Genomic DNA, 12,448 nt, shown 5'->3' with positions numbered 1-12,448 from the left:
AATTGCTGTGTTTAGCGGGTTAGGTTGGGGGTATGGCGACGTATTGGTTGGGCAAAAAACGAATTCTTGTAGTATAACTACAAGATTGCTACATCCCCGGCGCCCGCCGCTTACAGACCGAGTCCTGCCCTTTGAACCTGCTGCAACATATCGCCCAGTCACGCCACTTGTTACGTAAATCGGAACTCAAGGTCGCCGATCACGTGCTGCTTGATCCTGCGGCTGTAATGCACAGTTCCATGGCCGACCTTGCTCACAGCGTCGGCATCAGCGAACCCACCATCGTGCGATTTTGTCGGGCGATCGGGTGCTCCGGGTTTCAAGACTTAAAACTCAAGCTGGCGCAAAGCCTGGCGGCGGGAGCCAGTTTTGGCCAGTTCGCGATCCATGAAGACGACTCGGTTGCGGACTACAGCCTGAAAATCTTCGACACCACGCTACACACCTTGATGGACGTGCGCGAAAAGCTCGACCCGGTTGCGTTGCAACGGGCCGTGACCGCCATGTCGCAAGCGCAGCGGGTTGAGTTCTATGGGTTTGGCGCGTCGGGCGCTGTGGCGGCGGATGCCCAGCACAAGTTTTTCCGACTGTTGCTGACTGCGGCGGCGTACTCCGATCCGCACATGCAAGCCATGTCGGCCGTGACCTTAAAGCCCACTGACGTCGCGATTTGCATCTCGCAGTCCGGGCGCTCCAAGGACTTGCTGATCACGGCCAACCTGGTCCGCGAAACGGGCGCGACCTTGATTACCTTGTGCCCAAGTCAAACGCCGCTGGCAGAACTGGCGACAGTCAACCTGGCGATCGACGTGCACGAAGACACCGAAATCTACACGCCGCTGACCTCACGCATCGCCCACCTGGTGGTGATTGACGTGCTGGCGATGGGCGTTGCCATGGCCCGTGGCCCGAGCCTGGTTAACCACCTTAAAAGCGTTAAACGCAGCCTTCGCAGCTTGCGCCTGTCGCCAAAGTCACTGAAAAACCACGACGATTAAAACCCCTTTGCGCTGTAGGAGCGAGCTTGCCTCGCGATCTTTTAAACGCTCAAAAGATCGCGAGGCAAGCTCGCTCCTACACCTCGTCACCGTTCATCCCCTTGTCACTGTACGTTCGCCAAGTCGTCATAAACAAAGTCCATCGTAAAACTCCCGTACACGCCTTGGGAGACTCGAAATGGCTCAGCCTTACGAAGAACGCAACAGCGCCGTCAAGACCCGCCGTCAACAAGAAGACCAGCGTCGCATGGCCTTTCGTCGTGCGATTGAAGACCTTACGGACCAGCGCCAACTGCGCCTGGAAACAGCCGATTACCCAGACCTCGGCGCCATCAATTATTGGCAGGCTGCGTCGGCAAGTGGCCGTCGAAACGCTCAACCAGCGCGCTGATCTGTTGGCGTTCACTGCGGATAAATCCCAGAAACGCATGCGCTACCGGTGACAGGCGCTTAGCCTTGGCCTGCACCACGCACCAACTGCGATACAGCGGCAACTCTTCGACCGGCAGCTCACGCAGTAGGCCGGTCGCCAGCTCCAGGCTGACGGCGTGGCGCGTTAACAGCGCCACGCCTAACCCGGCTACTGCACATTCACGCTGAGATTCGTTGGATGACACTTCCAGTGTTTGATTGAAGTGCACGCGCTTCTCTTTGAAGTACTCCTCGCACGCCAGACGCGTCCCCGAACCTTGCTCGCGCATCAGCAACGTATATGGCTCCAGGTCCTGTAAACGCAGCGGGCCACGGTCGCACAGCGGGTGGTCGGTGGGAGCGACGGCGACGATGGGGTTATTCAAAAACGGCAGAAATTCCAGACCCATGTCTTGCGGCACCATCGACATGATCACCAGGTCATCGCGGTTGTCAGAAAGCCTGCGCACAGCCTGCGCACGATTGACCACTGTGAGCTGCAAATTGACTTCGGGGTGCTGGCGCTTGAACGCGGCAAACAGGTGCGGGACAAAATATTTCGCGCTCGATTCGATGGCTAATTTCAACTGGCCCTGCAGCGAGCCCAGCATGTCTGACAGCTGCATATCGAGGTTTTCGAGGCGCCCAAAAATGTCGCGGCTGGCCAGCTTAAGCGCTTCAGCCGCCTCGGTCATGTACAGCTTTTTGCCTACATATTCGAACAAGGGCTGGCCAATCAGCTCTTCCAGCTGCCGAATTTGTAGACTTACGGCGGGTTGCGTCAGCGACATTTCTTCTGCCGCACGGCTGTAAGAACGTAAATCGCAGACTTCATTGAACACTTGAAGTTGTCGAAAAGTTATACGCATCAATGACTTACGCATTTTATAAAAAATCTTCAGAAAAACAGGTCGCTCGACTATAAGTCTTTGCTTATGCACGGCCCAAGAAATATTGATTTTTGTTTATTCATACGGAGGGCTAGTGTGACAACGCAATGGTCCAGACACATTTGGACACGTGCTGACCTGGTCTAGCAGGTCGTTTGTTCCATGGGCTTTAGGGAAAAATCCAAGTGATAAAAAAGATCCTGATCGCCAACCGCGGAGAAATTGCCGTCCGCATCGTGCGAGCCTGCGCCGAGATGGGCATTCGCTCCGTAGCGGTCTATTCCGACGCTGACCGTCATGCATTGCATGTAAAGCGTGCGGACGAAGCGCACAGCATTGGTGAAGATCCGCTGGCCGGATACTTGAACCCGCGCAAGCTGGTGAACTTGGCAGTTGAAACCGGCTGCGATGCCTTGCATCCGGGCTACGGTTTCTTGTCAGAAAACGCTGAGCTGGCGGATATTTGTGCCGAGCGCGGCATCAAGTTCATCGGCCCGGCCGCTGAAGTCATTCGCCGCATGGGCGACAAGACAGAAGCTCGCCGCAGCATGATCAAAGCTGGTGTGCCGGTGACGCCGGGCACTGAAGGCAACGTGGCCGACATCCATGAAGCGCTGATCGAAGGCGATCGCATTGGCTACCCCGTCATGCTCAAAGCCACTTCGGGCGGCGGCGGTCGTGGTATTCGTCGCTGCAACAGCCGTGAAGAACTGGAACAAGCCTTTCCACGCGTGATCTCCGAAGCCACCAAAGCCTTTGGTTCGGCTGAAGTGTTCCTCGAAAAATGCATCGTGAACCCCAAGCACATCGAGGCGCAGATCCTGGGTGACAGCTTCGGCAACGTGGTGCATCTGTTTGAGCGCGACTGCTCGATCCAGCGTCGCAACCAAAAGCTCATCGAAATTGCCCCAAGCCCTCAACTGACCCCGGAACAGCGCGCCTACATCGGCGACCTGTCGGTGCGCGCAGCCAAGGCCGTGGGCTACGAAAACGCCGGTACTGTGGAGTTCCTGCTCGCCGAGGGCGAGGTGTACTTCATGGAGATGAACACCCGGGTGCAGGTGGAACACACCATCACTGAAGAAATCACCGGCATCGACATTGTTCGCGAACAGATCCGCATCGCCTCTGGCCTGCCGCTGTCGATCAAACAAGAAGACATTCAGCACCGTGGCTTTGCCCTGCAATTTCGGATCAACGCCGAAGACCCGAAAAACAACTTCCTGCCGAGCTTCGGCAAGATCACCCGTTACTACGCGCCCGGCGGGCCTGGCGTGCGTACCGACACGGCGATCTATACCGGCTACACCATCCCGCCGTATTACGACTCCATGTGTCTGAAACTGGTGGTGTGGGCGCTGACGTGGGAAGAAGCGATGGACCGTGGTTTGCGCGCCCTCGACGACATGCGTCTGCAAGGGGTTAAAACCACCGCCGCGTATTACCAGGAAATCCTGCGTAACCCGGAATTCCGTAGTGGCCAGTTCAACACCAGCTTCGTAGAAAGCCACCCAGAACTGACCAACTACTCGATCAAGCGCAAACCCGAAGAGCTGGCCCTGGCCATCGCCGCCGCCATCGCCGCCCACGCGGGCCTGTGAGGAATAAAACAATGTCCAAGAAAATCTTCGTTACTGACACCATCCTGCGTGACGCCCACCAGTCGCTGCTGGCCACTCGCATGCGCACTGAAGACATGCTGCCTATCTGCGACAAGCTCGACAAAGTCGGCTACTGGTCGCTGGAAGTCTGGGGTGGCGCGACCTTTGACGCCTGCGTACGCTTTCTGAAAGAAGACCCGTGGGAGCGTCTGCGCCAACTGCGTGCGGCATTGCCTAACACCCGTCTGCAAATGCTCCTGCGCGGTCAGAACCTGCTGGGCTATCGCCACTACAGCGACGACGTGGTCAAAGCGTTTGTCGCCAAAGCCGCCGTCAACGGCATCGACGTGTTTCGCATCTTCGACGCCATGAACGACGTGCGTAACCTGCGCGTGGCCATCGAGGCTATCAAAGCCGCTGGCAAGCACGCTCAGGGCACCATCGCCTACACCACCAGCCCGGTGCACACCGTTGATGCGTTTGTGGCTCAGGCCAAGCAAATGGAAGCCATGGGTTGCGACTCGATCGCGATCAAAGACATGGCTGGCCTGCTGACACCATTCGCCACGGGCGACCTGGTTAAAGCACTGAAAGCTGAAATCAGCCTGCCGATTTTTATTCACTCCCACGACACGGCCGGTCTGGCGAGCATGTGCCAGCTCAAGGCCATTGAGAACGGCGCCGACCACATCGACACCGCGATCTCCAGCTTCGCGTGGGGCACCAGCCACCCGGGCACCGAGTCCATGGTTGCGGCCCTTAAAGGCAGCGAATACGACACCGGCATCGACCTGGCGCTGTTGCAGGAAATTGGCCTGTACTTCTACGCCGTGCGTAAGAAGTATCACCAGTTCGAAAGCGAATTCACCGCCGTCGACACCCGTGTACAAGTTAACCAGGTGCCGGGTGGGATGATCTCCAACCTCGCCAACCAGCTTAAAGAGCAGGGCGCCCTGAACCGCATGAGTGAAGTGCTGGCCGAGATCCCGCGTGTACGTGAAGACCTGGGCTTCCCGCCGCTGGTGACACCGACCTCGCAAATCGTGGGCACGCAGGCGTTCTTCAACGTGCTGGCGGGTGAGCGCTACAAAACCATCACCAACGAAGTGAAGCTTTACCTGCAAGGCGGCTACGGCAAAGCGCCAGGTGTTGTGAACGAACAGCTGCGTCGTCAGGCCATTGGCAACGAAGAACTGATCGACGTGCGTCCTGCAGACCTGCTCAAACCAGAAATGGTCAAACTGCGCGCTGAAATTGGTGCGCTGGCCAAGTCTGAAGAAGACGTCCTGACCTTCGCCATGTTCCCGGACATCGGTCGCAAGTTCCTGGAAGAGCGTGCAGCGGGCACCCTGACCCCAGAAGTGCTGCTGCCGATTCCTGAGGCGGGTGGCGTGAGCAAGGCGGGCGGCGAAGGCGTACCGACCGAATTCGTCATTGACGTGCACGGCGAAAGCTACCGCGTCGACATCACCGGTGTTGGCGTCAAGGCTGAAGGCAAGCGTCACTTCTACCTGTCCATCGACGGCATGCCGGAAGAAGTGGTGTTCGAGCCGCTCAACGAATTCGTCGGTGGCGCCTCCAGCAAGCGCAAACAAGCCAGCGAACCGGGCCACGTCAGCACCGCCATGCCGGGCAACATCGTCGACGTACTGGTCAGCGTGGGCGACACCGTCAAGGCGGGCCAATCGGTACTGATCACCGAAGCCATGAAAATGGAAACCGAAGTGCAGGCCTCCATCGCCGGCAAAATCGTAACCATCCACGTCATCAAAGGCGACCGCGTCAACCCAGGCGAAATTCTGATCGAAATCGAAGCCTGATACTGCCTTTGATCCAAACGCTTTAAACCTCGGGGGAGCATGTGCTCCCCTTTTTTTTACCCGAGATTTGACGCCGACCCCGTAGGAGCGAGGCAAGTTCGCTCCTACAAGGTCTGCGTTTTAATGCAGATTAATTTTCAGGTACATTGCATTATCTGCAATTTATTGCATTTTTAAGCAGGAAAGATCTGTTGAGCTGCACTATATTGCAGTTAAAAAGCTATTCTCTGTATTTGAGGTGCATTAAATTGCAGGTGGAAGAATGTTCCAGTTAACCCTTCAGCTCTACGGCGCTGGCCAGTGGCAGGATGCTATGACGCTGGCTTTTCCTGAGCCGGAAAAAGGTCTGAGAGGGCCTTGCCGCTTTGGGTACAAGCAGGATTATTTAGTGGAAAACCTGCACGCCATAGATCGCCCTTTTTCAGCCTCAGTGAGTGCATGTGTACCACTTGATTGGGATGCTCGGCACAGCAAAGAGGCGCCAGCTTTTCTGCATGACATTGCACCCGCAGGTGCTGCTAAAAAAATTCTGACTCGGCAAATAGGTCGCGAAAAGCCCGAAGGACTTGATATAGACCTATTTCTGCTGGGGCGCAGCACGCCTGCTCCGATTGGTCATCTTCGAGTAAAGGAGTCGTTTGAAAGACTGGATAAAAGTGCGCCCATTGGTTTTGCCCGCCAGGAAGTGATTGCTCGCGACAACGGCTTCCTTGAGTACGCACACGAGCAAGGTGCTGCGATTGGTGGTGCCACGGGGGCGGGAGGTGAGGCGCCCAAGCTGTTGATGGCAGAGGGCGCTGATGGTTTGTTGTACCCGGATGCCACGCTTGTCGATGCTCGTGTTAAGCAGCACTGGTTTATAAAGTTTTCCCGCAATCAAGCGCTTGAGCGCGATCAGGCCATTTTGCGCAGCGAGTATCTTTACTACAAAGCGCTGCATACGCTGGGTATCGATACTGTCCCGGCGCAAGGTCTGGCATGGGAAGAGGGGCGTAAGCCGAGTCTGTGGATGCAGCGCTTTGATCGCAGGGTTACGGCTCAGGGGGTAGAGCGGCTGGCGGTGGAGTCGGTTTACTCATTAGCCCAAGTGACCGAGGCTGGCAGTGACATGAGCCACCTTGAAGTGATCGAGTTATTGGCAGCGTTGTGGAAGCGGGCGGGGCAGCAGGCGCAAATCCCAGATTTGGTGGCTGAATATTTGCGTCGCGATCTATTGAATAAAATCTTGGGCAACAGCGATAACCATGGACGCAATACCGCGATCATTCGTGAGGCGGACTCATTTCGTTTGGCTCCGATCTACGACTTGGCGCCCATGGTGATGGATGATGAAGACATTACCCGTACCACCAAGTGGGGCGCAGATGTTGAGAGAGCAGGGCAGATTAATTGGCGGGCCGCCTGTGAGTTGCTGAGCGCGATTATTGCGCCAGATTTGGCCTTTGAGCGCTTGCGCCACGATGCGCTGCAATTATTGGCGTTGCCTGACGTGCTTAGCGCCAGTGGCTTGCCTGACCTAACGATGAATCACCCGCAAATTGCGCTTAAAAATCTGCAACAACGCTTACAAGAATGGGGCCTCAAATGACCCTTAGCATTGATGTGCGCCAGTTGAAGATCGAGAACATTGAGGCTGATTTGGCTCGGGGCAAGATCACGTTAGGCGAGGCGGTGAGGCGATTGAGGGTTGATGTCACCACGTTGCAGCAAACCCGATTTGCCGGGATGTGCAAAATCTCGGTTCGCACCTTGATCCAAATCGAGGGCGACGAAGGTAATCCAACACTCAAATCCCTGAATGCAGTCTTCAAGCCTTTTGGCTTGCAGATGGGCGTGGTTCGTCGACCAAAAAGTTTTTAAATCCCTTCCGTACACAAAAACGCCCAACAGTCCTTGTTGGGCGTGTTGATCAAAATTTAATCAGCGATAGCTCTGCATTCTTCAAGCGTCTTGATTTGGCCACTTTTGGGTTGGTTATCCAGTGCCAGCCATTTTTCAAAGCCGGTCGCGATAGCGGGCCATTCCGTACTGATAATGCTGTACCACGTAGTATCACGATTCTTGCCTTTAGCGACCATATGCTGGCGGAAGACGCCTTCGTATGTGTACCCCAATCGTACTGCTGTACGCTTGGATCTGGCGTTCTCGTTGTTGCACTTCCACTCCAGACGACGATTACCCAGTGCGAAGGATTCTTTGGCCAGCAAGTAGGCGGCTTCGGTACTTTTTGGTGAGCGCTGCATCGGCGCGCCGAATGTGACGTGGCCGATTTCGATGCGCCCGTGCTCGGGCACGATGGACATCAGGCTAAGCAGGCCTTGCGCCTGACCATTGGCTTTGTCGATGACGGTGTAGAAGTACGGGTCGAGGCTGGCGGCATTGCTGTTGAGCCACTCATCAAATGCCGCGCGTTCTGTGAAAGGGCCGCAGGCCAGGTAGTCCCAGAGTTTGGGATCGCCTTCAGGCCCTTCCAAGGCTAGCCATAAATCATCGCCATGACGCTGTGGGTCTAGCTTTTCCAGACGAATGTAACGCCCCTCAAGTACCTGATTGTGCGGGCGCTTGGCGGGCTGCCAGTGTTCTAGAGATTGAGGCATCACGGGTTCCTTATTTATGACAAGGCTTTGCGAAACTGGATAAAGCCAGGGCGTTCGGCAATGCGCTCGTAGAGTTGGATCGCGGTGGCGTTGGTTTCCTGGGTCAACCAATGAACCTTGGCGCAGTGCTTGTCGCGAGCCTGGGCGTAAACGTGCTCGATCAACAGGCGGCCGGCACCCGTGCCGCGCACGTCGGGGCTGACAAACAAGTCTTGAAGGTAGCAGGAGTTACCCATGCTCCAGTTGGAGCGGTGATAAATGAACTGCACGATGCCCACAGCCCTGTCGCCCAGCCAGGCAATGGCCAGGTGGGTCGGTTCGGCCGGGTCGAGAAAACGCTGCCAAGTGGATTGGCTGACTTCGGCGGGCAGTTCGGTTTTGTAGAACGTCAGGTACGCCTGCCAGAGCGGCAGCCACTGGTCGTGATCGGCGGCGGTGGCGGGTTTGATCTGTAGGTGCTGAGCCATGTTGCTATTCCTTAGCCATTAAGTGGGCGAGTGCGTGGTCGTGTGAATTGCTGTTGGCCAACAGGCCGTCACGCACACCGATCTGGTCGGCCGCGCTGCGGTTTTGGCTGAGTTTGCGTTTACCGATAAGTCGCGAGATGGGAAGGCTGAAACCCACAATGGCCTTGAGCATGCTGTCGATGTAATCGCGGGGAGCGTCGCTGACCGCCCAGGGGGCTGGCCGATTGGCTTCATGCTTGCTGCTCAGTCGGCTGACCAATGCCAGCAGGCGCTCGGCGTCATCGAACACCTCGGCCTGGCCGTATGCGTGAACGGCGAGGTAGTTCCAGGTGGGCACCGATTTACCGTCCACCGCTTTGCTCGGATAGAAAGACGGGCTGATGTAGGCCTGTTCGCCCGCAAAAATCACCAGCGCCTCGGCCCCTTCGGCCAATGCCTGCCAATGTGGATTCGCCCGCGCCAGATGCCCGTATAACGTGCCGTGGGTGCCTTCGTCCGGGTTGAGCAGCAGCGGAACATGGCTGGCGATCAGGCCTTGGCTGCCGTGGGTAATCAGCACGGGCAAGGGGGTGGCTTGCATCTGTTCATGCAAGGTGGCGGTGTCGTTTTCAGCAAAGGCGCGGGGAACGTACATAGAAAATTTCCTTGGCGTATGGCTGCATCCTAGGCAGGCTATTGGTTCGTTGTAAGAGCCATTACGGGTCATTTTTATAGGTCCAATCCATGCCTGATTCAGCGTTGTCCATTGCTTTCAATCCGGCCGGAATCGAGCTGGACCCTAAAAAAGGCTTGAGCGCTCAGCTGTATCAGGCGCTGCGCCAACGGGTGCTCGACGGTCGGCTCAACAGTGGTTCGCGGCTGCCAGCCAGTCGCGACCTGGCGGCAGCACTTGGGGTTTCGCGCAACAGCGTGGTGCGCGCTTACGATCAGCTCTATGCCGAGGGTTTTATCGAGGGTCGGGTCGGGGATGGGACCTATGTGGCTCGATTGCCTGAAAAAGCATTACCGCTGAAAAAGTTGTCCACCAACTTATCCACAGGGTTTTCAACAAGCTTACCCACAGGGTTATCCACAAAAATGGGTGATTTACCTGTGATTACATCCAGTAAAGTTATCCACAGCTCGGCATTGGGGAGGGTTGTTCAGCACCCATTACCGTTGCCCGCCAAGGGGGCGCCACGGGCGTTTCGGGTGGGGGTTCCGGCCTATGATTTGTTCCCGTTTGAGGTCTGGAGCAAGCTCCAGGCGGCTTTTTGGCGCAAGCCAGATTTGCACTATCTGTGCTACGGCGACCCGGCAGGCGAACAGCGGCTGCGAGAATTAATTGCTGTCTATTTGCGTACGTCGCGTGGTTTATCGTGCTCGCCTGAGCAAATTTTGATCACCAGCGGCGCACAGCAAGGAATTAGCCTTTGTGCACAGTTGCTGGTAGAGCCGGGACGGGGTGTTGCTGTGGAAAACCCAGGCTATCGCGCAGCGGCTCAAGCCTTTGCGATTGCAGGGGCTCATGTACAGGGTGTGGCGGTCGATCAGGAAGGCATGGATTGTGCGGCGCTGGCGGGGTTAAACGATTGCACGCTGGCCTACGTGACCCCCTCGCATCAGTACCCGACAGGCGTGACGATGAGCCTGGCTCGGCGCCTTGAATTGCTGGCGTGGGCCGAGCGCGAACAGGGCTGGATTGTCGAAGACGACTACGATGGCGAGTACCGTTATTCGGGGGCGCCATTGGCTCCGCTGGCGGCATTGGACCGTCAGGGTCGGGTGATTTACGTGGGCACTTTCGGCAAGGTGGCATTTCCAGCGTTGCGCCTGGGTTATGTGGTACTGCCGCCAGCCTTGGTGGAGCCATTTGCTCAGCGGCGTGCGTTGGACATGCGCCATTCGGAGGTCAGCACTCAAGTGGTGATGGCTGAGTTCATGGCGGCGGGGCATTTTCAGCGGCATATCCGTCGCATGCGCCGTGCTGCGCTGGCGCGGCGCAACGCCTTGCTGGCGGATTGGCCGACCGATGTTTGTGGATTGGGCGTGGCACCGTGCGTTGTGGCGGGCTTGCACTTGACTGTGCCGGTCAGCAGTTATGAGCGCGAGCAGACCTTGCTGGCGCAGGCTGAACAGGTTGGGGTTGAGATCAACGGTTTAAGCCGCTATTGGCTGGACGACTCGATTGAGCCTGTGGATAAACGCGCGGGGCTGGTGCTGGGGTTTGCAGCGGTGCCGGAGGCTGACATCAAGGCAGCGTTGGGGCGGTTGAGAAAAGTGTGGCGATGAATTTACGTGGCATGAAGCCTCGTAGCAGTTGCCGAGCTCTGCGAGGCTACGTCCGATTGCGTAGCGATCGTAAACCCGGAGAGCCCGATTTAACTGAAGAACCGAGATAGCCTATTTACGACTGCTACGCAGCCGGACGTAGCCTCGCAGAGCTCGGCAACTGCTACGGGGTGTAGTTAAGCCTTGAATAAAGAAGGCATCAAGACCGTTGCTTCCACTCTTTTTACGCCTTGGAAATGTTCAAAAACCCTTCCAGCACGTTGACTGCGTTTACGCCGATTTCTTCGACCGCGTAGCCGCCTTCCATCACGAACAGGGTCGGTTTACCCAAGCGCGCAATGCGCTCGCCCATGAGCAGGTAGTCCGGGCTGTCGAGCTTGAACTGCGAAATTGGGTCGTTCTTGAAGGTGTCCACGCCGAGCGAAACCACCACTACGTCGGCGTTGTAGCGTTCGATCTGGGTGCAAGCCTGCTCAAGGGCAGCGCTCCAGCGATCCCAGCCTGAACCGGCGGCCAGCGGGTAGTTGAAGTTGAAGCCTTCGCCCGCGCCTTCCCCGAGCTCATCGTCGTAGCCCAGAAAGAACGGGAACTCAGCTTCGGGGTGGCCGTGGATCGAGGTGAACAGCACGTCATTGCGATCATAAAAAATCGACTGCGTGCCGTTGCCGTGGTGGTAGTCCACGTCGAGGATGGCGACCTTGCGGTGGCCCTGATCAAGGAACGCTTGTGCCGCAATGGCGGCGTTGTTGAGGTAGCAATAGCCGCCCATCAAATCGCTGGCCGCGTGATGGCCCGGCGGACGGCACAGCGCAAATGCACTATGTGCGCCGTTCTGGATGGCAGCCTGCGCGGTCAGTGCGACTTGTGCTGCGCTGTAGGCTGCGCGCCAGGTGCCCGCGGTAATCGGTGCGCCACCGTCAAAGCTGTAATAACCCAACTGGCCATGCAGGCTGGTGGGGACAACGGCGCGCAGAGTACGGGCCGGCCACGTGTACGGGAGCAGGTCGCCGTCTTTGCCATGTTCGAGCCAGCGGTCCCAGGCGCCCTGGAAAAAATCCAGGTAGGCCTCGCTGTGAATACGCTGAATCGGGTCGCGGCCAAAGTCCTGCGGGCCTTGCACGGGGCCGAGTTTGCGGGTTTGTACCCGTTGCAGAATATGGTCTGCGCGTGAGGGCATTTCGAAGCAAGGCAGCAATTGCCCGTCGATCAACTCACAGCGGCCATGATGCAGATGATGATCATCAGAATAGATAGTCAGCATTTTCTTATTCTCCGTAGGCTTGATCGGTGGCCTACAGTTTTGCGGCGCAGGATGTTTCAGAGAACGGCAGGAGCGGCCAAAAGGAGATCGATACGGCCGAAATAGCTGTCCGAAATTCGCCCCTTTTCAGGG

General features: G+C 57.0%; 12 protein-coding genes. 7 read left to right on the top strand and 5 right to left on the bottom strand.

Annotated elements, in window-relative coordinates; all coding sequences use genetic code 11:
• Positions 1-131: 131 nt before the first annotated feature.
• The gene (hexR, locus tag RHM56_RS22840) at positions 132-998 is read left to right on the top strand and encodes a transcriptional regulator HexR (protein WP_019409086.1); all 867 of its coding nucleotides are present in this window, start codon (positions 132-134) and stop codon (positions 996-998) included.
• Positions 999-1,176: 178 nt separating this feature from the next.
• Entirely contained in the window at positions 1,177-1,389 is a 213-nt protein-coding gene (locus RHM56_RS22835; RefSeq protein ID WP_322236311.1) for a PA3496 family putative envelope integrity protein, read from the top strand.
• Here RHM56_RS22835 and RHM56_RS22830 read toward each other — a convergent pair.
• Positions 1,331-2,293, bottom strand: a complete 963-nt coding sequence (locus RHM56_RS22830; protein ID WP_322236309.1) for a LysR family transcriptional regulator — start codon at positions 2,291-2,293, stop codon at positions 1,331-1,333. The genes RHM56_RS22835 and RHM56_RS22830 overlap by 59 nt on opposite strands.
• 191 nt (positions 2,294-2,484) lie before the next feature.
• On the opposite strand from RHM56_RS22830, the gene RHM56_RS22825 reads away from it, so the two are divergent.
• The 4 genes from RHM56_RS22825 to RHM56_RS22810 all read left to right on the top strand — a co-directional run bounded on the left by RHM56_RS22825 (position 2,485) and on the right by RHM56_RS22810 (position 7,580).
• Complete coding sequence (locus RHM56_RS22825) at positions 2,485-3,900, top strand: acetyl-CoA carboxylase biotin carboxylase subunit (RefSeq protein ID WP_322236307.1); 1,416 nt, start codon at positions 2,485-2,487, stop codon at positions 3,898-3,900.
• 11 nt (positions 3,901-3,911) lie between these two features.
• Positions 3,912-5,720 (top strand): sodium-extruding oxaloacetate decarboxylase subunit alpha, encoded by a 1,809-nt coding sequence (oadA, locus tag RHM56_RS22820; protein ID WP_322236305.1) that lies wholly within the window; start codon positions 3,912-3,914, stop codon positions 5,718-5,720.
• A gap of 262 nt (positions 5,721-5,982) precedes the next feature.
• Positions 5,983-7,308 (top strand): HipA domain-containing protein, encoded by a 1,326-nt coding sequence (locus tag RHM56_RS22815; RefSeq protein WP_322236303.1) that lies wholly within the window; start codon positions 5,983-5,985, stop codon positions 7,306-7,308.
• A complete protein-coding gene (locus RHM56_RS22810; RefSeq protein WP_322236301.1) occupies positions 7,305-7,580 on the top strand; it encodes a transcriptional regulator in 276 nt (91 codons plus the stop codon). The genes RHM56_RS22815 and RHM56_RS22810 overlap by 4 nt, the downstream gene beginning before the upstream one ends.
• A 56-nt stretch (positions 7,581-7,636) precedes the next feature.
• On the opposite strand, the gene RHM56_RS22805 is transcribed toward RHM56_RS22810, so the two are convergent.
• Genes RHM56_RS22805 through RHM56_RS22795 form a run of 3 tightly spaced genes read right to left on the bottom strand, consistent with a single transcriptional unit; the run spans position 7,637 to position 9,418 of the window.
• On the bottom strand, positions 7,637-8,317 hold the full coding sequence (locus RHM56_RS22805) for a GNAT family protein (protein ID WP_322236299.1): 681 nt from the start codon (positions 8,315-8,317) through the stop codon (positions 7,637-7,639).
• A gap of 14 nt (positions 8,318-8,331) precedes the next feature.
• The gene (locus RHM56_RS22800) at positions 8,332-8,784 is read right to left on the bottom strand and encodes a GNAT family N-acetyltransferase (RefSeq protein ID WP_322236298.1); all 453 of its coding nucleotides are present in this window, start codon (positions 8,782-8,784) and stop codon (positions 8,332-8,334) included.
• 4 nt (positions 8,785-8,788) lie between these two features.
• Complete coding sequence (locus RHM56_RS22795; RefSeq protein ID WP_322236296.1) at positions 8,789-9,418, bottom strand: FMN-binding negative transcriptional regulator; 630 nt, start codon at positions 9,416-9,418, stop codon at positions 8,789-8,791.
• Positions 9,419-9,507: 89 nt separating this feature from the next.
• Between RHM56_RS22795 and RHM56_RS22790 the strand changes: the two genes are divergently transcribed.
• Positions 9,508-11,055 (top strand): PLP-dependent aminotransferase family protein, encoded by a 1,548-nt coding sequence (locus RHM56_RS22790; RefSeq protein WP_322236294.1) that lies wholly within the window; start codon positions 9,508-9,510, stop codon positions 11,053-11,055.
• 223 nt (positions 11,056-11,278) lie between these two features.
• Here RHM56_RS22790 and RHM56_RS22785 read toward each other — a convergent pair whose 3' ends face one another.
• A complete protein-coding gene (locus RHM56_RS22785) occupies positions 11,279-12,316 on the bottom strand; it encodes a histone deacetylase family protein (protein WP_322236292.1) in 1,038 nt (345 codons plus the stop codon).
• Positions 12,317-12,448 lie beyond the last annotated feature (132 nt).

This window comes from Pseudomonas sp. CCC3.1, from assembly GCF_034347405.1.
In the GTDB taxonomy this organism is placed as follows: Bacteria; Pseudomonadota; Gammaproteobacteria; order Pseudomonadales; family Pseudomonadaceae; genus Aquipseudomonas.
Note: the sequence above shows the minus strand (reverse complement) of the source record. Positions and strands in the feature narration are given on the sequence as shown.